Source organism: Streptomyces glomeratus (genome assembly GCF_021462825.1).
In the GTDB taxonomy this organism is placed as follows: domain Bacteria; phylum Actinomycetota; class Actinomycetes; order Streptomycetales; family Streptomycetaceae; genus Streptomyces; species Streptomyces glomeratus.
Genome location: NZ_JAKEEB010000027.1, coordinates 67,893 through 90,562 on the forward strand (window position 1 = coordinate 67,893; position 22,670 = coordinate 90,562).

A 22,670-nucleotide genomic window follows, 5' to 3' on the forward strand; every position below is an offset into this window, starting at 1 on the left:
TCTCCTCCCAGAGACCGCCTGGTATGCCGACGATGCTGGCGAACGTGACAAGGTCCGTCCACTGTGGTGCGCACAACGTGCGGGTGTCATCATCACCCTGTGATAAACCAGGCCCGGTTGCAGTCCCCCTCGCGGTCCCTGGCGTCCCGTGGCCGGGTCCGGGACGAGATCCTCGCCGACCGGCGCGTCGTGGAGGACGTCGTCGCCGCCGTCCACGCCCAGGTGCCGGTGTACGCCGCGCTCGACGACAGCAGGCTGCCGGAGGTGCGGGCGATCGCCGCCTGGGGGGTGGACCGCATGCTGCACCTGTGGGCAACCGACGGCACTCTGGCCCCCGCCGATCTGCGCCGCTTCCGTGGCATCGCTGCGGCCCGCGCGGCCGACGGCCGGCCGGTGCAGGCCGTGCTGCGCGCCTACCGGGTGGCGGCGACCGTGCTCACCGACGAGGTGACCGCCCGGGCCGGGGACCTCACGGCGGCGGACGGCTTCGCGCTCGCTCGGGTGATGCTGACGGCACTGGACACGCTGTCGGAGGAGATGGCCACGGCCTACGCGGCCACCACCGAGGACCTCGCCGGGGACCGCGACCGGGCACAGCGGCTGCTGCTCGACGACCTGATCGCGGGCCGGCACGCCTCGGCGGGAGCCCTGACGGACCGCTCCGCCCGGCTGGGCGTCCACCTCCCCGACCCCTACTGCCTGCTGGTGGCCGAGCCCACGACCGAGGGCGGCCCCGACATCTCGTACGAGGAGGCCGCGGGACTGCTCGCTGCGCTCGGCGACCGCGGTACGCCGTTGTCGGCGCTGTCGACGGTCCGTGGCTCCAGGGCCGTGCTGCTGCTGCCCGCGGCGGCGGTCCACCGGGCGCCGGCGGCCCTGGACGAGCGAACCTGGCGGGCCTGCGCGATCACCGGGGAGGGCCTGGACCGGGTCGCCGTGGCGCACCGGCTCGCCGCCGACGCCCTGGACACGGCGCCCGCCCACGCCCACCGCCCCGGACGTGTCCTCACGGACGCCGACGCCCATGTCCTCGCCCTGCTCGCGGGGCATCCGGCCGCCACCGCCGAACACATCGCCCATCTCGTTCTCGGCCCGCTGACCGAGCCGGACCAGCGCCATCTGCTCCAGGCCCTGACCGCGTACATCGACGCCGGGTCGGCCACCGCAGCCGCCCGCGCGCTCCATCTGCACCCGCAGTCGCTGCGCTACCGGCTGCGTCGGATCCTCGCCCTGACCTCCCGCGACCCCCGCGACCCCTGGCAACGTCTGACCCTCGACGTCGCCCGCACGATCGGTGCCTGAGGCGGGCACCCGGGTTCGGTGTGCCTGTCCGGCTACCCCGCCCGGCGGCCCACGCGGGCCATGGCACGGATCGGGGCGCCGTCCGCGCCCGGCAGGTGCAGCGGGAACAGGAACACCTCCACCGGGCGTCCCTCCCGCTGGGCGGCCAGGACCCGGTCCAGGCCGGTGAGGTTCTCCGCGATGACACCGCCCGCGCCGCACAGCACACGATGGGCGGGCAGGTCGGGCTCGCCGGTCGGGTCCACGCTCAGCGCGTCCACTCCGACCGTGCGGACGCTCGCGCCGATCAGCGCCCGCATCGCCTCAGGCGTCAGCCAGGGGTGGTCCAGGTAGGCGTCGGTGCCCCAGTAGGCCGACCAACCCGTGGCCACCAGCAGGATCGCGCCCGGCTGAAGCCGCAGCAGGCTCAGCGCGGGCCCGAGCAGCTCGGGCGTGATCGGGGAACGGGCCGGCAGACCTTGCAGGTCCGCCACCACCGCCGGGCCTGCGAAGCGCTCCGGCGGCAGCGCGTCCAGCGCGGGCCATGCCGAGTCCACGTGGTAGGGCGCGTCGACGTGTGTCCCGGACTGTGAGCCCAGGTGCAGCGCCAGGACGTTGACCCCGTCCGTGGCCACCCGCAGCGCCCGCTCCACCTCGACCTGCGGGTCACCGGGATACACGGGCATCCCGCTGACCACGGGCACGGAAAGATCGAGCCAGGACTCCATCAGCGGCCCTCCGCCGCGAGTGCCGGAGCCGTCTCCTGCGGCGCCCCCGGCCCGGAGATCGGTGGCACCGGCACCTCGACCGTGCGGGCCAGCCGGGCGCCCTCGGGCCCGTAGGCCGCCCGGGGCTCGGGGAAGAGCCGCAGCAGCGCCAGGAACAGGACCGCGGCGACGGCGAGTGAGAGCGGCAGGCTGATGTCGACGCCGTTCGCCAGGCCGCCCAGCGGGCCGACGAACTGCCCGGGGATGTCGGTGAACAGCACGCCGACCACCGCCGAGACCCACCAGGCGGTCATGCCCCGCCAGTTCCAGCCGTGCGCGAACCAGTAGCGGCCGCCGCGCTGACGGCGGTTGAAGACCTGGAGCGCGTCCGGGTCGTACCAGCCGCGCCGGGTGTAGAAGCCGAGCATCATCACGACCATCCACGGAGTGGTACAGGTGATGATCATCGTGGCAAAAGTGGAGATCGACTGCACCAGGTTCAGCCCGAATCGGCCGATGAAGATGAAGGCGATCGACAGGGCGCCGACCACCAGCGTCGCCTGCACCCGCGACAGCCGGGGGAACACCGACGAGAAGTCCAGGCCGGTCCCGTACAGCGAGGTCGTCCCCGTGGACATGCCGCCGATCAGCGCGAGCAGACACACCGGGAGGAAGAACCAGGTCGGTGAGATGGCGAGCAGACCGCCGACGAAGTCCGGGGCCGCCGCGTCGACGTACTTGGGCGCCTGCCTGGCGATGATGCTCGCGGTCGCCAGACCGAAGACGAACGGCAGCAGCGTGGCGATCTGGGACAGGAACGCGGCACCGACCACCCTGCGGCGCGGTGCGCCGGCCGGGATGTAACGCGACCAGTCGCCGAGGAACGCGCCGAACGACACCGGGTTCGAGAGCACGATCAGCGCCGCGCCGATGAAGGACGGCCAGAACAGCGCCTTGGTCGCGGGGTCGGCCGAGGCCGTGAAGACACCGGCGTACGACGGGTCGAAGTCCCCGGCGAAGGCGATCGCCCCGAGCAGGAACAGCACGGTCGCCGAGGTCACCGCGATCTTGTTGACGAACAGCATGAACCGGAAGCCGTATACGCACACGGCGAGCACCAGACCCGCGAAGAGCGCGTAGGCGACGACGTACGACAGAGTGCCGCGCTGGAGGCCGAAGAGCCGGTGTGCGCCGCCGACCAGGGCGTCACCCGAGCTCCACACCGAGATCGAGAAGAACGCGATGGCGGTGAGCAGGGAGAGGAACGAGCCGACCACACGGCCGTGCACACCGAGGTGGGCGGAGGAGGAGACCGCGTTGTTCGTGCCGTTGACCGGGCCGAACACCGCCATCGGGCACAGGATCAGCGCGCCCGCGACCACCCCGAGGAGCGTTGCGGCGAGCCCCTGCCAGAAGGAGAGGCCGAACAGGATCGGGAAGGCGCCGAGGACGCAGGTGGAGAAGGTGTTGGCGCCGCCGAAGGCGACCCGGAACAGATCGAGCGGTGTCGCGGTGCGGTCCGCGTCGGGGATGCGCTCGACGCCGTAGGGCTCGACCTCGGTGAGGGACGGGGGTGCGGCGGCGGGGGAGGAGTCGGGGTTCTCGGACAACGGGAGCTCCAGCGGGGGACAGGTGGCGGAGCGCTTTCGTGGCGCGGCGGTCCGGACGCCGCCGGGCCGCCGCGGGGGTGCGCAGGGCGGGGAGAGGTCGTCCGCTAGGGGTGTGCCGACGCTAAGACCGCCCGCAAGATCCCCGCCAGAGGGCACTTCATCCACTTCTCGGGCGCCGCGTGGACGATTCGTCCACACCTCCGCCTCGGCCGGACGCCCCCTCCTTCCCGGCTGGACGAGGTGCCCCGGATCGCCGGAGGCCCGATCGAAGCGGACGATGAAAGAGCCCTCGGCCCGCCCGGTATCACCTTGACAAGAGGACACTCAAGTTTTATTCAGGCTGATAGGGAAGTCAGGGCAAAAACGCAGCGTGGAGGGGGGACGACAAGGAGGGAGAGCCCCCATGGCACGTCCGGTCGGTATCGACCTCGGCACAACGAACTCGGTGGTCTCGGTCCTGGAGGGCGGCGAGCCCACCGTCATCACCAACACGGAGGGCGCCCGGACCACACCGTCGGTCGTGGCCTTCGCCAAGAACGGTGAGGTGCTCGTCGGCGAGGTCGCCAAGCGGCAGGCGGTGACCAACGTCGAGCGCACCGCCCGCTCCGTCAAACGCCACATGGGCGACCAGGCGTGGCGCTTCCCCGACAGCGGAACCATCGACGGCAAGAAGTACACCGCGCAGGAGATCTCCGCGCGCGTGCTGCAGAAGCTGAAGCGGGACGCCGAGGCCTATCTGGGCGAGGACGTCACCGATGCCGTGATCACCGTGCCCGCCTACTTCGACGACTCCCAGCGGCAGGCCACCAAGGAGGCCGGTGAGATCGCCGGCCTGAATGTGCTGCGCATCATCAACGAGCCGACGGCGGCCGCGCTGGCGTACGGGCTCGACAAGGAGAACGACCAGACGGTCCTCGTCTTCGACCTCGGCGGCGGCACGTTCGACGTGTCGCTCCTGGAGATGGGCGAGGGAGTCATCGAGGTCAAGGCCACCAACGGCGACACCCACCTCGGCGGTGACGACTGGGACCAGCGGATCGTCGACCACCTGGTCAAGCAGTTCAAGAACGGCTACGGCATCGATCTGTCCCAGGACAAGATGGCCGTGCAAAGGCTGCGGGAGGCCGCCGAGAAAGCCAAGATCGAGCTCTCGAGTTCGTCCGAGACGACCATCAACCTGCCCTATGTGACGGCCTCGTCGGAGGGGCCGCTGCACCTGGACGAGAAGCTGACGCGCGCTCAGTTCCAGCAGCTGACGGCCGACCTGCTGGACCGCTGCAAGGGGCCGTTCCATCAGGCGGTCAAGGACGCGGGGATCAAGGTGTCCGAGATCGAACATGTGATCCTCGTGGGTGGCTCCACCCGCATGCCCGCGGTGACGGACCTGGTCAGGGAACTGACCGGCAAGGAACCGCACAAGGGCGTCAACCCCGACGAGGTCGTGGCGGTCGGCGCCTCGCTGCAGGCCGGTGTCCTCAAGGGTGAGGTCAAGGACGTCCTGCTGCTCGATGTCACGCCGCTGTCGCTCGGCATCGAGACCAAGGGCGGCATCATGACCAAGCTGATCGAGCGCAACACCACGATCCCGACCAAGCGTTCGGAGATCTTCACCACGGCCGAGGACAACCAGCCATCGGTGCAGATCCAGGTCTTCCAGGGCGAGCGGGAGATCGCGGCGTACAACAAGAAACTCGGCATGTTCGAGCTGACCGGTCTGCCGCCGGCGCCGCGCGGTGTCCCGCAGATCGAGGTGACCTTCGACATCGACGCCAACGGCATCATGCACGTCATGGCGAAGGACCTCGGCACCGGCAAGGAGCAGAAGATGACCGTCACCGGCGGCTCGGCGCTGCCGAAGAACGACATCGACCGCATGGTCCGCGAGGCCGAGCAGCACGCCGAGGAGGACCGCAGGCGGCGCGAGGCGGCCGAGACCCGCAACCAGGCCGAACAGCTCGTCTACCAGACCGAGAAGCTCATCAAGGACAACGAGGACAGGATCCCGGGAGACGCGCGGAGCGAGACGGAGGGTGCCCTGGCCGAACTGAAGGAGACGCTGAAGGGGGAGGACTCCGCCGAGATCCGCCGGGCCCTGGACAAGGCCGCCGCCGCGGCGCAGAAGATCGGCAGCGCCCTGTACGAGCGGGCGCGGACCGAGGGCGGCACGGCGTCGGACCAGGGCGCGGCCGACGGCGGCGCCAAGGGCGGGGACGACGTCGTGGACGCCGAGATCGTGGACGACGACGACACCTCACGGGCGGGCTGACGATGGACCGGATCCAGCCGCAGAGCGCGGAGCTGCGACGTCTGCTGGACGAGCGCACCGCCGACCTGCAGCGGGTGAAGGCCGAGTACGACAACTACCGCAAGCAGGTGCGGCGCGACCGCATGGCGGTGCGTGAGGTCGCGACGGAGAACGTGCTGCGGGCACTGCTCCCGGTCCTCGACGCCGTGGAGGGGGCCCGCCGGCAGGAGGCCTTGAGCCCCGGTCTCCAGGCCGTCGCCGACGTCCTGGAGACACAGCTGGGCTCCCTGGGCCTGAAGGTGTTCGGGGCGGAGGGCGAGCCCTTCGACCCCCTGTGCCATGAGGCGGTGACGCATGTCGTCGCCACGGAGGCGGAAGGCCTGACCTGTACCGAGATCCTCAGCCCCGGTTACCGGGTGGGTGACCGGCTGCTGCGCCCCGCCCGCGTCACGGTCACCGGCCCGCCCCCGGCGGGCGGCGTCGTGCTCGGCGGACGGACGGAAGCGGGGCACGGCGGTGAAGGGCTGCAGGCGCCGCCGGGACCTGCCGCCCTGCGGCGGGGGTCGTAGCCGGACCGGGCGAAGCGGAAGACAGCGCTTACCGGCGCCTGTAAACGGAATGTTTCAGGCCGATTGCCGAGCCATGGAAAACCGGCCAGACGAGGGCCCCGGATGAGCCGGAACCGCACGCTTACTGGGAGTGTGCGTGCGAATTCTGTGACATCACGCCACTGATTCAATACTCAAAGTTACCGAAATCCGGGGGGTCGATGTGAGATTCCGGCGCGAACTCGGCAGACTCCGGCACGCCGAACAGGCACTCGGACGGAACGGCTCCGGCTCGTGTACGCCGGCGCTGAAACGTCACTTCGATACGAGCGGAAGGATGCACACAATGCCGAACACCGCGCGCTGGGCAGCGACCCTCACCCTCACGGCCACCGCCGTCTGCGGCCCCATAGCCGGGTCCGCGCTCGCCGCCCCGAACGCCCCCGCCTCTCTGTACGCCCCCTCGGCTCTCGTCCTGACCACGGGTCACGGCCAGAGCGCCGCCACCGCCACACCGCAACGCGCGGTCACGCTGAACTGCGCCCCGGGCGCCTCCGGCACGCATCCCGCGGCGGCCGACGCCTGCGCCGACGTGCGCGCCGTCAACGGCGACCTCGACGCTCTGCGGCCGCGGGAGGGTGTCTTCTGTACCAAGTTGTACGACCCCGTGGTGGTCACTGTGCAGGGCGTGTGGCAGGGCAAGCGCGTCGACTACCAGCACACCTTCGCCAACGAGTGCGTGAAGAGCTCCTACGGGACCGCCCTCTTCGCGTTCTGAGGACCGGGATCGCGCGGTCACGGCGAGCGTGGACCGCGGGCTCGTAACTGGGGAGTGCGAGCCCAGTCGCAGCGACCGTGAGATCTCGCAGCGGGGGCCGGTCGGACGGAGTGGGGCCGTCCGGCCGGCCCCCGGATCATGCGTTCCGGAGGGACCGATGGCCCACTGCGCGCCAAACGGCGCGGTATACGACGGACGCGCCCCGGCCGGGGGCCGGAATCGCGCGGCCGACGCCCCGGGGAACTCCAGCCCGTACGAGGTGGGCGACCGCGCCCAAGAGCCGTACGAGCCCGAGGCTTCGGCCGTCCGCGCCCGCGGCTTCAGCGCTGCGGGGCGAGGGACTGCGCCCAAGGCTTCGGCCGTACGCGCCCGCGGCTTCAGCGCTGCGGGGCGAGGGACTGCGCCCAAGGCTTCGGCCGTACGCGCCCAAGGCTTCAGCGCCGCGAGGCGAGGGACTGCGCCCAAGGCTTCGGCCGTACGCACCCAAGGCTTCAGCGCCGCGAGGCGAGCGACAGCGCCCGAGGCTTCAGCCCGAACCGCCTGGCCGGCCTCCGGCTTTCCCCCTCCCGTCCATCCCCTCGCGCAGCTCGGGCGGCTCGGGGTGGGGGCCCGGGATAGTCGGGAGCGGGGGGAAGCGTCTGAGCAGGCCCGCGGCGCGCAGCAGACGGTGAAGGCGGGGCCGGTCCGAGACCAGGCGCAGCCGCCCGCCGCGCTCCCGGGCCCTGGTCTCCGCCCGGCACAGCGTGCGCAGGCCGGAGCAGTCGAAGAAGACGACCGGCCGCAGATCGACGAGCACATCGGGCGCGGGCCGGCCGGTGGCCGCCTCCAGGTGCTCGGCCAGGGAGCCCGCCGTCGCCAGGTCGATCTCGCCCGACACCTCGACCACCGTGTACGGGCCGAGGGTGTAGCTACGGGCGAAGGGGTTCGCCGCCACCGGTTCGGAGGACATGATCGGCTCCTCCTCAGCCGGGTAGTACCTGTTTGATCTGCGTAATTACCCCGTCCGAGGCGAAAACATCCCTGAAGCCGCCTTGGCAAGATCTAGTTCACTGGACCGGGTGAACCAAGGTCCTGATGTCTTGACACCTGCAACTTCCGGGCCGTCCGCGGCAGGTCGGACACGAACCCTTACGATGTGACCGCCGACGCCGGGTCCCACCCTCCTCGTCGCCCCGCCCCGCCCCGTGCCCGCGCCGAAAGCAGGACATGTCCTCCACACCCTCGTGTCTTCTCGGCACCGCCGGGATCACCCCCGAGCTGCCGAGCGACCCCGTCGACATCCGGCTCGTCGTCACCGACATGGACGGCACGCTCCTCGACGGCGACGGGCGGATACCCGGGGGCCTGTGGCCGCTCCTCGACGAACTGCGCCGGCGCGGCGTGCTGTTCAGCCCGGCCAGCGGCCGTCAGTACGCCACGCTGGCCCGGCAGTTCGCGGGGACGGCCGACGGGATGGTCTTCGTCGCGGAGAACGGCACCTACGTCGTGCGTGACGGTGTCGAACTCGGCTCCGACCCACTGGACGCGGCGGTGGCCCGCCGGGTCGTCGCCACCACGCGGCGCCTCGCGGCCGAGGGGGCGGACGTCGGGGCGGTGCTGTGCGGGAAGAGGTCGGCCTACGTGGAGCGGACCGACGCCGCCTTCCTGGCCGAGGCCAAGCGGTACTACACCCTGCTGGAGACGGTGGACGACCTCACCGCCGTCGACGACGAGTTCCTCAAGGTGGCGCTCTTCGACTTCGGGCCCGTGGAGCGCACCACCGCCCCCGCCCTGAAGCCGTTCACCGAGACGCACCAGGTGGTCGTGTCGGGCGAGCACTGGGTCGACATCATGAACGCCACCGCGACCAAGGGCGCCGCCCTGCGGCGGCTCCAGTACGAGCTGGGCATCACGCCCGCGCAGACGGTGGTGTTCGGCGACTACCTCAACGACCTCGAAATGCTCGACGCGGCCGAGTGGTCCTTCGCGATGGCCAACGCCCACCCGGACGTGATCCGGCGGGCCCGCCACCTGGCGCCCCGCAACACGGAGAACGGCGTTCTGCGCACGATCGGCCGCCTGCTGCACCTGCCCGCCTCCTGAGCACCGCGGGACCACCTGCGGGCACCGGCGGGCTATTGCGGCTGCAGCCCGCTCACCTCGGGGCGGCGCCGGATCCGGGCCGCGAGGACGGCCACGTCGTCCTCCGCGTGCTCGGCGTCCAGCCGGTCCAGGACGTCCGCCAGCAGTTCCTCCACTCCGGCGCCGGGCCGCACCCGCATCCCGGCCAGCCGGGCCAGCGACACATCGATGTCCTCCGCGCGGCGCTCCACGAGACCGTCCGTGAACAGCAGCAGGGTGTCCTGCTGCGCGAGCGGGCGCGTCGTCGGCTCGTAGCCGCCGATCCCCGTCCCCAGCGGCGGCCCGGTCGGCACGTCCAGCAACTCCGCCGTGCCCGCGCCGGAGAACAGCGCCGGCGGAAGATGCCCTGCGCTGGTCAGTGACGCCGTACCGCGTGCCGGATCCACCTGGACGAGCAGGCAGGTGGCCGGCCGGCGGGTGCCCTCCTCGTTGACCGCGGCGTCCAGCCGGCGCAGCACCCGGTGCGGGGGCAGGTCCGTGGAGGCCATGTAGCGGAGCATCGAGCGGTAGGCGTTCATATCGACCGCGGCGTCCAGCCCGTGCCCCATGACGTCCCCCATCACCAGCAGGGTCCGCCCGAAGTGCAGCCGCACCGTCTCGAACCAGTCCCCGCCCACCAGGGTCCCGCCACCCGCAGGCAGATACCGCGTGGCCAGGTCGAGATTGGGATGCGGTCGCCCGGGCTCGGCCAGCAGCGCCCGCTGGAGACGGAACACCGTGCCGCGTACCGCCGCGTGATGCCGTGCGTGCCCGAGGTGCACGGCCGTGAGCCGGGCCGCGTAGTGCATGAGGGCGGTGTCCCGGTCCGAGAACGGCGGACCCTGCCGCACCGCCAGCAGCACCCCGTACAGCCGGTCGTGCCCCAGCAACGGCACGGACATCACCTGCCGCGCGACCTCTCCCGCCGGGCCGGAGAAGGCGGTGATCGGATGTCCCTCGTCCAGGGCCCGCACCGACAGCGGGCGGGCGCCGCTCGTGCTCCACGGTTCGAGCAGGCCGATGCGGCCCGCCGTGGCGGCCCGCTCGAGGGCGGGCAGCGGGCCGGAGGCGGGCGACGCGGACGGGACGTCCTCGGTCAGCAGGTCCACGGCGGCGGCGTCGCACACCCGTCCGCACACATGGGCGGCCAGCTCCTGGCACGTGGTCCGCTCGTCGAGCGTCGTGCCGATCGACTCGAGGGCGTCCTCCATGCCGTGCGCCGGGCCTGCCGCGTCCTCAACGCCCACAGCGCCACCTCCGCGACAACACGTCCCGAGTCCATCCATGCATGGGACGGCCGGGCCCGCATCCGGGCCACCCGCGACCCGCCTCAGAGATCTTCGACCAGTACGGCAGCCCCGTCGAAGCGTCCCGCCTTCAGATCACCCAGGGCCCGCAGGGCCTGCGACAGCGGATACGGGTGCGTGGTCGCGCGCACCCCGTACCGCGCCGCGAGCTCCAGGAACTCCCGGCCGTTCTCCCGTGTGTTCGAGGTGACGCTGCGCACCTCCTTCTCGTAGAACAACTCGGTCTCGTAGCGCAGCACCGGCACGTCGCTCAGACGGATGCCCGCGACCGCCAGCACTCCGCCCCGGTCCAGTGCCCGCAGCGCCACCGGGACGAGGTCACCGGCGGGTGCGAACAGGATCGCCCCGTCCAGCGGCTCCGGCGGCAGGTCGTAGGCACCGCCCGCCGACGCGCACCCGAGTTCGAGCGCGAGCCGCCGCGATGCCTCGTCCCGTGTCAGCACGTGCACGGTGGCCCCCTGCGCCAGCGCCACCTGGGCGCACAGATGGGCGCTGCCTCCGAACCCGTACAGTCCGAGGCGGCCGCCCGGCGGCAGCGACGTCCGCAGCAGCGCCCGGTAGCCGATGATGCCCGCGCACAGCAGCGGCGCGAGCGCCACGTCGTCCACGTCCGGCGGCAGCCGGTAGGCGAAGGCGGCGGGCACGGTCGTGTACTCGGCGTATCCGCCGTCGGCGTCCCAGCCGGTGTACTCGGAGCCGGGACACAGGTTCTCGGATCCCCGCGCGCAGTACCGGCAGGTGCCGTCCGTACGGCGCAGCCACGCGACCCCGACCCGGTCGCCGACGGCCCAGGTGCCCGCCGCCGCTCCCACCCCGGCCACCACGCCGACCACCTCGTGCCCGGGCGTCACCCCCTGCCGGTGCACCGGCAGATCTCCCTCGCTCACATGCAGATCCGTACGGCACACCCCGCACGCCCGCACCTGCACCAGCAACTCGCCCGGCCCCGGCACCGGCACCGGCCGCTCCACGAACCGCAGCGGCTCCCGCTCGACGGGCCCCGGCCGGTCCACCACCCATGCGTGCATCGTCCGACCCCCTGCGTCGACGACTCCACCCTTCCAGTGTCGGGCAGGCAAGCGGTCCGGCGCGCGGCGCGCCCCGGGCCTGGATACCGTGAGCAGCGGAAACCGATCCGTCCAATGGGAAAGGCCGCACGCCATGGCGGTACAGCCGGAGGGAACGCCCTGCTGGGCCGACGCGATGTTCAGCGACGTCGAGGGCGCCAAGCGCTTCTACGGAGATGTCCTCGGCTGGACCTTCGGCGAGTCGGCGTCGGAATACGGCCACTACACGCAGGCATACGCCGACGGCAAGGCGGTCGCCGCGGTCGTACCGCCCCGCCCCGGGCAGGAAGGACAGTCGGCCTGGTGCCTGTACTTCGCGACGGCGGACGCCGCCGCGACGGCGCGGAAGGTCAGGGACGAGGGCGGCGAGGTGCTGATGGAACCGATGCAGGTCGGCGACTTCGGCACCATGGCCCTGGCCCGGGACCCGAGCGGCGCCGTCTTCGGCCTCTGGCAGGCAGGCACCCACGAGGGATTCGAGGCCACGGCCGTTCCCGGCGCGTACTGCTGGGCCGAGGTCTTCACCCGCGAGCCGGAGAAGTCCGACGCCTTCTTCCCCGCGGTCTTCCCCTACGAGGCCAAGCAGCTCCAGGACGCGGCGGTCGACTTCCGCATCTTCGAACTGAACGCCGCACCCGTGCTCGGCCGCATGAAGATGACGGACGACTTCCCGCCCGAGGTCCCGCCCTATGTCAACGTGTACTTCACCGTCGACGACTGCGACGCGGCCGTCCAGCGGGCCGTCGGGCACGGCGCGATCCTGCGGTTCGGCCCGACGGACAGCCCGTTCGGCCGGTTCGCGGTGCTGAGCGACCCCCAAGGTGCCAACTTCTCCGTCATCGACGTCGCCACCACCCAGGGCGAGATGCCGGCCATGACCGACGTGTAGACGGGCGGCGCGTCGGACGGTGTGCGTGAGGCCGGAGCCTCGGCCCGGCCCGGGACCCGGTGGGGTCACCGGGCCGTGGCATGATCGGACACATGCCTGAACGAGTTGTGGCCGCCTGCGACGGGGCTTCGAAGGGAAACCCCGGACCTGCCGGATGGGCCTGGGTCGTCGCCTCCGACGACGAGATCCCCGGCCGCTGGGAAGCCGGCCCGCTGGGCACGGCGACCAACAATGTCGCCGAACTGACCGCCCTGGAACGGTTGCTGACCGCCGTCGGCCCGGACGTCCCGCTGGAGATCCGGATGGACTCCCAGTACGCCATGAAGGCGGTCACGACCTGGCTGCCCGCCTGGAAGCGCAACGGCTGGAAGACCGCCGCCGGCAAGCCCGTCGCCAACCAGGACCTGGTCGTGCGCATCGACGCGCTGCTCGACGGTCGTGAGGTCGAGTTCCGCTACGTCCCCGCGCACCAGGTGGGCGGGGACCGCCTCAACGACTTCGCGGACCGCGCCGCCAGCCAGGCGGCCACCCTCCAGCAGCCGGCCGGCAGTGAGCAGGGCTCCCCGGAGCCGCCGCCCTCTCCCGCCCCGAGGACCGGCGCCCCGGCCCGCCGTGGCGCGCCCGCGAGGAAGCAGGGCTCCGGACGCACCCTCAAGGCCAGGTTTCCCGGCCGCTGTGTCTGCGGCCGGCAGTACGCCGCCGGCGAGCCCATCGCCAAGAACGCCCAGGGCTGGGGCCACCCGGAGTGCCGCACGGCCGGCGACGGCTAGGGGTCTCCCCCCACGGGACGTCTGACCCCAGGGTTCCCGTACGCCGCCCCGCCGGGCGCCTCGGCGGCCTCGGCCCCGGAGGCCGCCGCCCCGGCCCGGCCGCCGGGGCCTCAGTCGGTGTCGAACGCGTAGTACGTCCTGTGGTCCAGCAGATCGGCGGGGCGCACGTCGTTCCACGGCTTCATCGGCTCGTCGAGGTCGATCACGTCCGGGGTGCCGCTCACCGGGAGATAGCCGGACTTGGGATGCCGGCGCTGCCACTCGGCCCACAGCTTGTCGATGTAGGCGTGGTGCAGCCAGAAGACAGGGTCGTTGGGGGAGACACCGGTGGCCATCTGACCGCCCACCCACACGTGCACCCGGTTGTGGAGGTTGACGCCCCGCCATCCTTCGAGGTGGTTGCGGAACCCGTCCGACGCGCTGTTCCAGGGCGCCATGTCGTACGTGGACAGGGCGAGCACCGACTCGACCTCGGCCCGGGTCGGCAACGCGCGTCCGCCCTCTCCGAGAGAGCGCCGGAGATAGGTGCGGCTGTCCACCCGCACGGTGATGGGCCACTTGCCGGCGGACGCGGCGAACGGTCCGTCCATCACCCGCCCGTCCAGACTGCGCCCCGTGCCGCCGAGGAAGTCCGGCGCCCACAGTGAGGAGCGCGGGGAGCGATCGGTGGTCCAGTCCCAGTACGGCAGCGTGACCGAGGAGTCGACGGACTGCAGGGCCCGCTCGAACTCGACGAGGAATCTGCGGTGCCACGGCAGGAACGACGGCGAGCGATGGCCCGTTCGTTCACCGGTGTCGGTGTCGCCCATGATGAAGGCGTTGTGGGTCTGGACGAAGGCGTCATAGCGGCCGTTGCGCTTGAGCTCGACGAACGCGGCGATCAGCCGCCGCTTCTCGTCGGCGCTGAGGTTCGCCTGGTTCTTGCGTACGTTCATGTGCGGAAGACTCCGGAAATCCTGTGCGGCGGCGGTCAGTTGAACGGGACGAGCGGGGCGCCCTGGAGCTCCACGACGGCGGCGCGGGCCGCCGCGCGAGGAGTCGGCACGGGGTCGTAGTGGCTGACCACACTGATCCAGCTGCCGTCCGCGTTCTGCATCACATGCAGTTCGACCCCGTCGATGAACACGCCGTACCCGGAGCCGTGGTGACCACCCGCTGTGGGGCGGCCCTCTATTCGGCGGCCTCGGTAGACCTCGTCGAAGGGCGCGGGTTCGCCGTGATCGTGCCCCGGCATCATCCCGGCGGAGGCCGGTGCGGCGGACGGCGAGGTGGTGGCGGAGGCAGAGGCGGCCTGTGTGGCGAGACCACCGGCGGCGGCGACGGCGGCCCCGGCCACCAGGGCGCGGCGGCGGGTGAGTTCGGGCATGCGAAGTCCTCCTGGATCGCAGCGGGTTGACGTCCCGTCCTGCCTATCCGGCGGCCGCCGTGCCCCGGAAATCTTGGACAACGGGTTGGCTACGATCAGGACAATTGCCTACATGTCCTGCAAACTTGAACAAAGATGATCTTGCCGCTAAAGCTGCCCTAGAGATGCCGGACGGGGAAATTCCGCCCCGAGGAGCGTCGGCGGCAGAGGATCTTTCGCGCCGGGTGCCCCGTTCGTGGCGCGGCTCACGTCCGCGATCTGACGCGAACCGCCGGTCGTTGCCGATGCGGGACTGCCGGCCATGCCGGAGTCAGTTCACTCCCCGCGGCCGGAACTGGATGCTGATGCGGGGCCCGATCGCCCGGCTGCTCTTCGGCACCGCGTGCTCCCAGGTCCGCTGGCAGCTGCCGCCCATGACGATCAGATCGCCGTGCCCGAGCGGACGTCTCAGGGTCCGGCCGCCGCCCCGCGGCCTGAGTGCCAGGTCGCGGGGCGTGCCCACGGACAGGATGGCGACCATGGTGTTCTCGCTCGCGCCGCGGCCGATCCGGTCTCCGTGCCAGGCCACGCTGTCGCGGCCGTCTCGGTAGTAGCAGAGCCCGGCCGTGACGAAGGGTTCCCCGAGCTCGGCCGCGTAGTGCGTGGACAGTGCGTCGCGCGCCTCCTCGAGAACGGGGTGCGGCAGCGGCTCGCCGGGGTGGTAGTAGGCGAGGAGTCGCGGCACGTCCACCGTGTGGTCGTACATCTGCCGTCGCTCGGCGTGCCAGGGGACCTCGGCGGCCAGGTGCTCGAAGAGCGCGTCGGCCCCGCTCAGCCATCCCTGGAACAGGTCGATCCATGCCCCGGCGCCGAGCGGGGTCCGGCGCAGTCCGTCGAGCGGGGCGAGCCGGAGGTCGTCGGTCTGGTCGAACAGTGAGGCCTGGAGGTGCGTGCCCATACAGGCAGCGTACCCCTTATTCGAAAATGTGTTCTGACCTCGGCCGCGGCGATCTCCCGTGGCGGTGTGGTCTGTCTCAACTGCTTTGCTGCGAAGCAACCTTGCGGGTTCGGGTGACGTCCTGATCGACAACGGGTGGTGGTGCGATCGATCACCGGAGGAGTTCCGGGTAGGTGTCCGGATCCCTATACGCTCCATGTATACATGGCGTGTATACAACGTGCTTATACATGTCGCTGTATGCGTGCCGTGCGGTCATGCCGCGTCTGCATGGTGCGTGCGCACGGAGCGCAGGACCGGTTCGTGCCGTGTCCGCCGCCGCTCGACAGTCAGCACCCGTCGGCCCGGCGCCAAGCGCCCGGCCGACGCCAGACCGAAAGGAACCCATGTACGGCAAGGCCTTCGCCCCGGAGTACCAGGGCGCTCTGACCTCCCTGTCCGTGAACTCGTCGCTCACGGACGTCCTGGCCGCGGGCACCGAGCAACTGCGGGCCGCCGAGCGTGCCGGGTCCCGGCAGGAGGCCGCCCGCTCCGGTCTGGCGGTCGCCGAGGCACACCGCCGGCTCGGTCAGGTCGACGACGCCGACCGGGCCTGGAAGGCGAGCTACCGCACCGCCCGGGAGGCCGGCGACACCGGAGCGATGGCCTGGGCCCTGTGGAGCGGCGGCACTCTGGCCCGGCAGCGCGGTGCCCTGCCCCTGGCCTGGCGGCTGCTGCGGCTCGCCGCCGACCTCGGCGAGCGGGCCGGGGATGTGGTCGTCCGCGGATATTCGCTCGCGGGAATGGCCGAGACCGGTCGCATCCAGGGCGACTACGAGGCCGTGACCGCCCTGCACGAACAGCTCCTGGCCGAGGCCCGCCGGCGCGGCGAGGCGCGCCACACCGTGTGGGCGCTGGAGGGCATCGCGCAGATACACCGCAACACCGGCTCGTACGACACCGCGTACGCCATGTTCGAGGAGGCGGCCGACATCGCCGCCCGCGCCGACGACCGCCGTGGTCACGCCTGGGCGCTGCGCGGTCTCGCCGACATCCTCTCCGTCCGGGACGGCGACAGCGAGCGGGCCCTGGAACTGCTCTCCGAAGCGGAGGCCACCTGCCGGGAGATGAACCTCGCGGGCGCGCTCGCCTACAACCACAAGATGCGCGGCAACGTCCTGTACCGCGCCGGACGTTACGAGCAGGCGCGTGACGTCTATGCCCAGGCGCTCGCCGAGTTCGAGGGCATGGAGGAGCCGCGCGGGACCGCCCTCGCCCGTCTGGGCCTGGTCAAGTCGCTGGCCCGCCTCGGCCGGGACCGGGCCGAGACCGCCGCCGACCTCGAGGCGCTCGCCCGGAACCTGGACGGGATCGGGCTGCGGCACGGCCGTGAGATGGTCCTGCGGGCCTACGAGGAACTCGGCCTCGTCTCCCCGGAAGGAACCGGACGATGACCGCCCCGGCCACCGCCGGCATCCTGGGCTCCCCGCGGGAGGACCTCACCGCCGCACGGATCCTCGACCGGGCCCGCGACCTCGTCGCCCCCGCACTCGCGGACGCCGTCGCCGCCCTGCACCCCTGGGTCGCCGAGATGGCCGAGCACGCGCTGGGGACCCGTGGGACGGACGCCGGCCGCGGCGGGGGCAAGGGTGTGCGCCAGGCGCTGGCCCTGCTCGGCGCCGAACTGGCCGGCGCGCCCGCCGGCACCGGCGTCCCGGCCGCCGTGGCCGTCGAACTCGTGCACACCTTCTCCCTGGTGCACGACGACATCATGGACGGCGACGCCCTGCGCCGAGGCCGCCCCGCGCTGTGGAAGGCGTACGGCACCGGCCCGGCCGTGCTCGCGGGCGACGCGCTCTTCGCCCTCGGCGTGGAGACGCTGAGCACGGCCCCGGCGGCCGTGCGCCGGCTCAGCGGTGCCCTGTGTGATCTGGTCCACGGCCAGGCCGACGACCTGCTCTTCGCCCGCCGCCCCTGGACCGGCGCCGAGGCCGTGACCACGCAGGAGTACGAGACGATGGCCGAGCGCAAGACGGGAGCGCTGCTCGGCTGCGCCCTCGCTCTCGGTGCGCAGCTCGGCGGAGCGAGCGACGGTACCGCGGCCGCGCTCGACGGGGTCGGCCGCCACCTCGGAGTGGCCTTCCAGATCGTCGACGACCTGCTGGGCATCTGGGGCGATCCGGAGGTCACCGGCAAACCCGTGCACGGCGATCTGCGGGAGGGGAAGAAGACCTTCCCGGTCCTCGCCGCCCTGGGCAGCCCGTACGGCCCCGAGCTCGCAGCCCTGCTGTCCGCCGGTGAGGCGGCGGGGCGCGCAGCCGACCTCGTGGCCCAGGCGGGCGGCCGTGCGGCCGCCCTGCGCGAGGCCCGTCGTCACCTCGCCGCCGCGGACGCCCTTCTCGACTCGGTCCCCTGTTCCCCGCGCGCGGTGGCGGACGTGCGCAGCCTGCTCCCGGCCCTGACCCGGCGCGCGCTCTGAGCCCCCTCGCCTCCGGTCGCCGCGGTGCGGGGGCCGGAGGCGATGCGACGTCGGTCACATGTCGCCCGGCAGGCGGCGGTGCGGGCAACCGCTGCCGGCCCGAACCCCTCTGTCCACACGACGCACCGTTGGTCACCGGCTCGTCACCCGGCTCCGGACTTGTGCAAAGAGATCACCCGGAAAGCCGCACAAGGGATCTTTCCTTCTTTACGTGTACATGGCGAATGTAGGGTGGCGCACCGGGGCCCGACCGGCCCCCGCGGCCCCCGAACGGCGCCGTGCACCAAGCGGTTGGTGTGCCCGGCCGCCCCCTGTAACGAAGGAACTCTGTGCGCAAACCCCATATACGCAGGCTGACCGTCGCGGTCGCCGTGACGACGGCGGCCACGCTCCCGGCCGTTCCGGCGGTCGCCGACGCACCCGCCCACGCGGCGGCCGCGGCCCCCTCGCCGGTCGACGCGGCCCGGGCCGCCGCGTTCGCACACGCCTCCGCCACCGGTGTCACTCGGGGGGACACCCTGCAGGCGAAGGACGTCATGACCGACCCGGACGGCAAGCAGCACGTCCGTTTCGTCCGCACCCACCAGGGCATGCCCGTCCTCGGCGGTGACCTGGTCGTCCACCTGGACCGGCGGGGCGGCTACCTCGGCGTGACCCGCGCCGCGGACCATGCCGTCCAGCCCGCCACCATCGAGGCGAAGCTGACGGCCGAGCAGGCAGAGCGGACGGCCGCCGACACCGCGCAGGGCGACGCGGGCGCCGCCGAACTCGTGGTGGACGCCCGTGACGGCCATGCCGCCCTGGCCTACCAGGTGCGCGTCACGGACAGCCGCACCGCCGAGGCGGGGGGTTCCCGCACCGTCGTCGTGGACGCGCTGACCGGCCGGGTCCGCAGCAACACGCCCGAGAACGACGAGTTCATCTCGCCCTCGCTGGCTCGGACCCTGCGCAAGCGGGGCGAGACGGCGGCCCCGGGGACGGACGGCCCCATGGTCCCGTCCGGCCTCACCGCCGCCACGGCGTCCGCGGCCGCCCGCTACCCGTCGACCGCGACCGGTACCGGCGCCTCCCTGTTCGTCGGCAAGGTGCCGCTGACCACCACCCGGACCGCCCGTATCGGCTACCTCCTCAAGGACCCCACCCGCTGGGGAACCGAGACCCGGGACGCCAAGGGCCGGGAGCTGGAGTCGTTCTCGCGCGGCACCAAGTTCACCAGCACCACCGACAAATGGGGCAACGGCGCCACCTCGAACCGCGCCACCGTTGCGGTCGACGCCCAGTACGGCATCACCAAGACGCTGGACTTCTACAAGAAGACCTTCGGCCGCAAGGGCATCAAGAACAACGGCGCGGGCGCCCGCGCCATGGTCCACTTCGGCAAGAAGGTCGGCAACGCCTTCTGGGACTCCGTCTGCGGCTGCATGCTCTACGGCGACGGCGACGGCAGAATGTTCAAGAAGCCGCTCGTCGTCCTCGACGTCACCGGCCACGAGCTGACCCACGGCGTCGTCGAGGCCACCGCCGGCCTCGAGGCCACCCGCGAGGACCGGTACGGCCAGTACGGTGAGCCGGGCGCCCTCAACGAGTCGCTCGCGGATGTCTTCGGGTCGGGCGTCGAGTTCGCCGCCGGCAACCCGAAGAACCGGCCGAACTATCTGATCGGCGAGAAGCTCGGACTGCGGCAGACGTTCCTGCGCCGCCTCGACCACCCGTCCCTGGACCGGCTCGAGCGCACGATCGACTACTGGTCGCCGCAGACCGATGACACCGAGGTGCACGCCGCTTCCGGCGTCTCCTCGCACGCCTTCTACCTGCTGGCCGAGGGCAGCGGCAGGAAGACCATCGGCGGCATGACGTACGACTCGCCCACCAGCGACGGCTCGCGGGTGACCGGCGTCGGACGAGCCAAGGCCCTGGCGATCTTCTATCGGGCGCTCACCCGGTACATGGTCTCCACGACGGACTTCCACGACGCGCGCGTAGCGACGTTGCAGGCCGCCGCAGACATGTACGGCGCGAGCAGCACCGAGTACAGGACGGTCGACAAGGCATGGGCGGCCGTCAACGTGACGGCCGTCAACGCCCCTTCGTCCGGCCGCTGAACCGGCCCGGACACACGGGGGGCCCGCCGCGCGGCGGGCCCCCCGTGGTCAGTGCTCCTTCTGCGGCGTCAGCTCGCTGGGCCGCACCACCACATAGCCCTCGCCCTCCAGCTTCAGCTGGACGGATTCCCCCGAGCCCCCGCGCAGCATCGACCCGATGGACTGCGACCGGTGCAGCGAGGTGTGCAGCCGCGCCGTCCAGCCCACCACCGCGTCGGTGTCCACGTACACCGGCTGCTGCGGCGAGACGGGGATGACGAGAGGGTTGCCCTCACAGATCAGCCCCAGCCTGCCGTGCCCGGTGAACACGCTGTTGAACAGACCGCCGCCCGCGATGCCCGCACCCTTCACGGTCTGGATCCGGTATGCCAGCGTCGCGTCGAAACACAGCACATTGCGCCCGTTGACGGTGAACTCGTCACCCTGCTCGACGTCCACGATGAAGCAGTTCTGCGCCTCGTGCGCGAACCACGCCTCGCCCTGACCGCGCACGGCCATCAACGGCAGCCCCTCACCGGTGACCGCACGCTTGAGCATCCCGCCCACGCCCTGGCCCTTGCGTTCGAACTGGAGATTTCCGCGGTAGGCGACCATCGCACCCTGCCGCGCGAGCATCTCGCCGTTCACCACGTACCGGATGGACTTGGCGGTCTGTACGGACATGCCCGGCCCGTCGGCCGGCTGCACCATGTGATCACTGGAAAAGAGGTCACCCTTCATGGGCGCATGGTGTCCCGGAAGATCACACTCCGCCAAGGCCGGGGATGTCCTGGAACGGCAACAACCGGGACGCGGGCCGGGGGCGGAGGGCCGGGGCCGCACCGACTTCCCTCGTTCGGCCCGTGACCGGCCCCCAGGAGGGGAACGATGTCCGGGAGAAACGAGGCGGAGGACGGACAGCGCATGACGGTGCTCGGGGTCGACATCGGTACGTCCAGCAGCAAAGGCGTGCTGGTCGACGCGGACGGAACGGTTCTCGCCACGGCGGTGCGGCCGCATACGGTCAGCCGGCCGAGGCCGGGCCATGTCGAGATGGACGCGGCTGTGTGGTGGGACGAGTTCGCCTCCCTCGCCCGCGAGCTGGCGCCGCCCGGCACCGCAGTCGAGGCCGTCGGCGTCAGCGGCATGGGGCCGTGCGTGGCCCTGGCCGACGAGCACGACACACCGCTGCACCCGGCCATCCTGTACGGCGTCGACACCCGCGCCACCGCCCAGATCGCCCGGCTCGACGCCGAACTCGGCGCCGACGCCGTCCTGCGGCGCTGCGGATCCCTGCTGTCCACTCAGGCCGTGGGCCCCAAGATCGTCTGGCTCGCCGAGCACCGCCCCGGCATCACCGCGCGCGCCCGGCGCCTGTACATGCCCAGCTCCTTCCTGGTGAACCGGCTCACCGGCGCCTACGTCCTCGACCACCACTCGGCGAGTCAGTCCGTGCCGCTGTACGACTCGACCGCCCGGCAGTGGTACCGCCCCTGGGCGCGCCGTATCGCACCGGACCTCGAGCTGCCGCCCCTGCGCTGGCCCGGTGAGATCGCGGGACGGGTCACGGCCGACGCGGCGGCCGTCACCGGCCTTCCGGCCGGCATTCCGGTCGTCACCGGCACCATCGACGCCTGGTCTGAGGCGCTGAGCGTCGGTGCCCAGCAGACCGGCGACCTGATGCTCATGTATGGCAGCACCATGTTCCTGATCAACACCGTGGCGGAGCGGCTCCTGGTGCCGCAGCTGTGGAGCACCGTCGGCGCGTTGCCCGGAACGCGCAGCCTCGCCGGCGGTATGGCCACCTCCGGTGTGATCACCGACTGGCTGCGGGAGCTGCTCGGTGTCTCCGATCCCGGCGGGCTCCTCGCCGAGGCCGAGGCGTCCGGCGTCGGCGCGAAGGGCCTGTTGATGCTGCCCTACTTCGCGGGCGAGCGGACCCCGGTCGCCGACCCGGACGCCCGGGGCGTGATCGCCGGACTGACCGTGGAGCACACCCGTGGCGACCTGTACCGGGCCGCGCTTGAGGCCACCGCCTTCGGGGTGCGGCACAACGTCGAGGCGATGCGCGCGGCCGGCGCCGACATCCGCAGGGTCGTCGCGGTGGGCGGCGGAACCCAGGGCGGTCTGTGGACTCGTATCGTCTCGGACGTCACGGGACTGGAACAGGAGATCAGGACGGTGACGCTAGGCGCGAGCTACGGGGCGGCGTTCCTGGCCGCGAGCGCGGTCGGCGACGCCGACATCGACCTCTGGAACCCGGTGTGCGAGCGCGTGCTGCCCCAGACCGGCCGGCGCCCCCGTTACGACGGTCTCTACGACCTCTATCTGCGGCTGTACCCGGCGACCCGCGACATCGGCCACGCCCTCGCCCGACACCAGCGCGCCACCGCCGACGCTCCCCCGGGGTGGGGGGGGGGCGGGGCGGCCGGGCCGGGGGCCCCCCCCCCCCCGGGGGGGCGGGGGGGGGGGGGGGGGGGGGGGGGGGGGGGGGTAAAAAAAAGAGGAGAGCCCCGGCGGGTGGGT

The 22,670-nt window shown here is 72.0% G+C and carries 20 protein-coding genes; 11 read left to right on the top strand and 9 right to left on the bottom strand.

Annotated elements, in window-relative coordinates; translation table 11 throughout:
- Nucleotides 1-99: 99 nt before the first annotated feature.
- Nucleotides 100-1,302 (top strand): PucR family transcriptional regulator, encoded by a 1,203-nt coding sequence (locus tag LZ604_RS36090; RefSeq protein ID WP_234517892.1) that lies wholly within the window; start codon nucleotides 100-102, stop codon nucleotides 1,300-1,302.
- A 32-nt stretch (nucleotides 1,303-1,334) separates the two neighbouring features.
- Here the strand turns inward: LZ604_RS36090 and LZ604_RS25955 are convergent, their stop codons facing one another.
- Complete coding sequence (locus tag LZ604_RS25955; RefSeq protein ID WP_234517893.1) at nucleotides 1,335-2,009, bottom strand: cyclase family protein; 675 nt, start codon at nucleotides 2,007-2,009, stop codon at nucleotides 1,335-1,337.
- The gene (locus tag LZ604_RS25960) at nucleotides 2,009-3,598 is read right to left on the bottom strand and encodes a purine-cytosine permease family protein (RefSeq protein WP_234517894.1); all 1,590 of its coding nucleotides are present in this window, start codon (nucleotides 3,596-3,598) and stop codon (nucleotides 2,009-2,011) included. Before LZ604_RS25960 ends, LZ604_RS25955 begins: the two co-directional genes overlap by 1 nt.
- Before the next feature lie 403 nt (nucleotides 3,599-4,001).
- On the opposite strand from LZ604_RS25960, the gene dnaK reads away from it, so the two are divergent.
- The 3 genes from dnaK (at nucleotide 4,002) to LZ604_RS25975 (ending at nucleotide 7,169) form a co-directional block, all read left to right on the top strand.
- Nucleotides 4,002-5,864, top strand: coding sequence for a molecular chaperone DnaK (dnaK, locus tag LZ604_RS25965; protein ID WP_234517895.1), 1,863 nt, complete (start codon nucleotides 4,002-4,004; stop codon nucleotides 5,862-5,864).
- A 2-nt stretch (nucleotides 5,865-5,866) separates the two neighbouring features.
- Nucleotides 5,867-6,412 (top strand): nucleotide exchange factor GrpE, encoded by a 546-nt coding sequence (grpE, locus tag LZ604_RS25970; RefSeq protein ID WP_234517896.1) that lies wholly within the window; start codon nucleotides 5,867-5,869, stop codon nucleotides 6,410-6,412.
- A gap of 325 nt (nucleotides 6,413-6,737) precedes the next feature.
- Entirely contained in the window at nucleotides 6,738-7,169 is a 432-nt protein-coding gene (locus LZ604_RS25975) for a protease inhibitor (RefSeq protein WP_234517897.1), read from the top strand.
- A gap of 526 nt (nucleotides 7,170-7,695) precedes the next feature.
- Here the strand turns inward: LZ604_RS25975 and LZ604_RS25980 are convergent.
- Nucleotides 7,696-8,118, bottom strand: coding sequence for an STAS domain-containing protein (locus LZ604_RS25980; protein WP_234517898.1), 423 nt, complete (start codon nucleotides 8,116-8,118; stop codon nucleotides 7,696-7,698).
- Between the two features lie 257 nt (nucleotides 8,119-8,375).
- Here LZ604_RS25980 and LZ604_RS25985 point away from each other — a divergent pair, with 257 nt between their 5' ends.
- On the top strand, nucleotides 8,376-9,251 hold the full coding sequence (locus LZ604_RS25985) for a Cof-type HAD-IIB family hydrolase (protein WP_234517899.1): 876 nt from the start codon (nucleotides 8,376-8,378) through the stop codon (nucleotides 9,249-9,251).
- A 32-nt stretch (nucleotides 9,252-9,283) separates the two neighbouring features.
- Here the strand turns inward: LZ604_RS25985 and LZ604_RS25990 are convergent, their stop codons facing one another.
- The gene (locus LZ604_RS25990) at nucleotides 9,284-10,555 is read right to left on the bottom strand and encodes a PP2C family protein-serine/threonine phosphatase (RefSeq protein ID WP_425577883.1); all 1,272 of its coding nucleotides are present in this window, start codon (nucleotides 10,553-10,555) and stop codon (nucleotides 9,284-9,286) included.
- A 44-nt stretch (nucleotides 10,556-10,599) separates the two neighbouring features.
- Nucleotides 10,600-11,604, bottom strand: coding sequence for a zinc-binding alcohol dehydrogenase family protein (locus LZ604_RS25995; protein ID WP_234517901.1), 1,005 nt, complete (start codon nucleotides 11,602-11,604; stop codon nucleotides 10,600-10,602).
- Nucleotides 11,605-11,737: 133 nt separating this feature from the next.
- Here LZ604_RS25995 and LZ604_RS26000 point away from each other — a divergent pair, with 133 nt between their 5' ends.
- Both LZ604_RS26000 and LZ604_RS26005 read left to right on the top strand, forming a co-directional pair.
- Nucleotides 11,738-12,532: a VOC family protein gene (locus tag LZ604_RS26000; protein ID WP_234517902.1), complete on the top strand. Its 795-nt coding sequence runs from the start codon at nucleotides 11,738-11,740 to the stop codon at nucleotides 12,530-12,532.
- An 80-nt stretch (nucleotides 12,533-12,612) separates the two neighbouring features.
- Nucleotides 12,613-13,302 (top strand): ribonuclease H family protein, encoded by a 690-nt coding sequence (locus tag LZ604_RS26005; RefSeq protein WP_234517903.1) that lies wholly within the window; start codon nucleotides 12,613-12,615, stop codon nucleotides 13,300-13,302.
- Between the two features lie 110 nt (nucleotides 13,303-13,412).
- Here the strand turns inward: LZ604_RS26005 and melC2 are convergent, their stop codons facing one another.
- From melC2 to LZ604_RS26020, 3 genes are all read right to left on the bottom strand, one after another.
- Nucleotides 13,413-14,237 (bottom strand): tyrosinase MelC2, encoded by an 825-nt coding sequence (gene melC2 / locus LZ604_RS26010; protein ID WP_234517904.1) that lies wholly within the window; start codon nucleotides 14,235-14,237, stop codon nucleotides 13,413-13,415.
- Between the two features lie 35 nt (nucleotides 14,238-14,272).
- Nucleotides 14,273-14,668: an apotyrosinase chaperone MelC1 gene (melC1, locus tag LZ604_RS26015; protein ID WP_234517905.1), complete on the bottom strand. Its 396-nt coding sequence runs from the start codon at nucleotides 14,666-14,668 to the stop codon at nucleotides 14,273-14,275.
- A gap of 310 nt (nucleotides 14,669-14,978) precedes the next feature.
- Entirely contained in the window at nucleotides 14,979-15,605 is a 627-nt protein-coding gene (locus tag LZ604_RS26020; RefSeq protein ID WP_234517906.1) for an alpha-ketoglutarate-dependent dioxygenase AlkB, read from the bottom strand.
- 386 nt (nucleotides 15,606-15,991) lie between these two features.
- Here LZ604_RS26020 and LZ604_RS26025 point away from each other — a divergent pair, with 386 nt between their 5' ends.
- The 3 genes from LZ604_RS26025 (at nucleotide 15,992) to LZ604_RS26035 (ending at nucleotide 20,165) form a co-directional block, all read left to right on the top strand.
- On the top strand, nucleotides 15,992-17,038 hold the full coding sequence (locus LZ604_RS26025) for a tetratricopeptide repeat protein (protein WP_234517907.1): 1,047 nt from the start codon (nucleotides 15,992-15,994) through the stop codon (nucleotides 17,036-17,038).
- Nucleotides 17,035-18,063 carry a polyprenyl synthetase family protein gene (locus LZ604_RS26030; protein ID WP_234517908.1) on the top strand — a complete coding sequence of 343 codons (1,029 nt, stop codon included), beginning with the start codon at nucleotides 17,035-17,037 and terminating at the stop codon, nucleotides 18,061-18,063. Before LZ604_RS26025 ends, LZ604_RS26030 begins: the two co-directional genes overlap by 4 nt.
- A 329-nt stretch (nucleotides 18,064-18,392) precedes the next feature.
- A complete protein-coding gene (locus tag LZ604_RS26035; RefSeq protein ID WP_234517909.1) occupies nucleotides 18,393-20,165 on the top strand; it encodes a M4 family metallopeptidase in 1,773 nt (590 codons plus the stop codon).
- Between the two features lie 48 nt (nucleotides 20,166-20,213).
- Here the strand turns inward: LZ604_RS26035 and LZ604_RS26040 are convergent, their stop codons facing one another.
- The gene (locus LZ604_RS26040; RefSeq protein ID WP_234517910.1) at nucleotides 20,214-20,885 is read right to left on the bottom strand and encodes an AIM24 family protein; all 672 of its coding nucleotides are present in this window, start codon (nucleotides 20,883-20,885) and stop codon (nucleotides 20,214-20,216) included.
- Between the two features lie 147 nt (nucleotides 20,886-21,032).
- Between LZ604_RS26040 and LZ604_RS26045 the strand changes: the two genes are divergently transcribed.
- A partial coding sequence (locus LZ604_RS26045) for an FGGY-family carbohydrate kinase (protein ID WP_234517911.1) occupies nucleotides 21,033-22,670 on the top strand: 1,638 nt, incomplete at its 3' end.

Excerpts from the sequence above, each read along its gene's own strand:
- LZ604_RS25955 (WP_234517893.1), bottom strand. The coding sequence starts at position 2,009 with ATGGAGTCCTGGCTCGATCTTTCCGTGCCCGTGGTCAGCGGGATGCCC.
- dnaK (WP_234517895.1), top strand. The coding sequence starts at position 4,002 with ATGGCACGTCCGGTCGGTATCGACCTCGGCACAACGAACTCGGTGGTC.
- grpE (WP_234517896.1), top strand. The coding sequence starts at position 5,867 with ATGGACCGGATCCAGCCGCAGAGCGCGGAGCTGCGACGTCTGCTGGAC.
- LZ604_RS25975 (WP_234517897.1), top strand. The coding sequence starts at position 6,738 with ATGCCGAACACCGCGCGCTGGGCAGCGACCCTCACCCTCACGGCCACC.
- LZ604_RS25980 (WP_234517898.1), bottom strand. The coding sequence starts at position 8,118 with ATGTCCTCCGAACCGGTGGCGGCGAACCCCTTCGCCCGTAGCTACACC.
- LZ604_RS25985 (WP_234517899.1), top strand. The coding sequence starts at position 8,376 with ATGTCCTCCACACCCTCGTGTCTTCTCGGCACCGCCGGGATCACCCCC.
- LZ604_RS25990 (WP_425577883.1), bottom strand. The coding sequence starts at position 10,555 with ATGGATGGACTCGGGACGTGTTGTCGCGGAGGTGGCGCTGTGGGCGTT.
- LZ604_RS25995 (WP_234517901.1), bottom strand. The coding sequence starts at position 11,604 with ATGCACGCATGGGTGGTGGACCGGCCGGGGCCCGTCGAGCGGGAGCCG.
- LZ604_RS26000 (WP_234517902.1), top strand. The coding sequence starts at position 11,738 with ATGGCGGTACAGCCGGAGGGAACGCCCTGCTGGGCCGACGCGATGTTC.
- LZ604_RS26005 (WP_234517903.1), top strand. The coding sequence starts at position 12,613 with ATGATCGGACACATGCCTGAACGAGTTGTGGCCGCCTGCGACGGGGCT.
- melC2 (WP_234517904.1), bottom strand. The coding sequence starts at position 14,237 with ATGAACGTACGCAAGAACCAGGCGAACCTCAGCGCCGACGAGAAGCGG.
- melC1 (WP_234517905.1), bottom strand. The coding sequence starts at position 14,668 with ATGCCCGAACTCACCCGCCGCCGCGCCCTGGTGGCCGGGGCCGCCGTC.
- LZ604_RS26020 (WP_234517906.1), bottom strand. The coding sequence starts at position 15,605 with ATGGGCACGCACCTCCAGGCCTCACTGTTCGACCAGACCGACGACCTC.
- LZ604_RS26025 (WP_234517907.1), top strand. The coding sequence starts at position 15,992 with ATGTACGGCAAGGCCTTCGCCCCGGAGTACCAGGGCGCTCTGACCTCC.
- LZ604_RS26030 (WP_234517908.1), top strand. The coding sequence starts at position 17,035 with ATGACCGCCCCGGCCACCGCCGGCATCCTGGGCTCCCCGCGGGAGGAC.
- LZ604_RS26040 (WP_234517910.1), bottom strand. The coding sequence starts at position 20,885 with ATGAAGGGTGACCTCTTTTCCAGTGATCACATGGTGCAGCCGGCCGAC.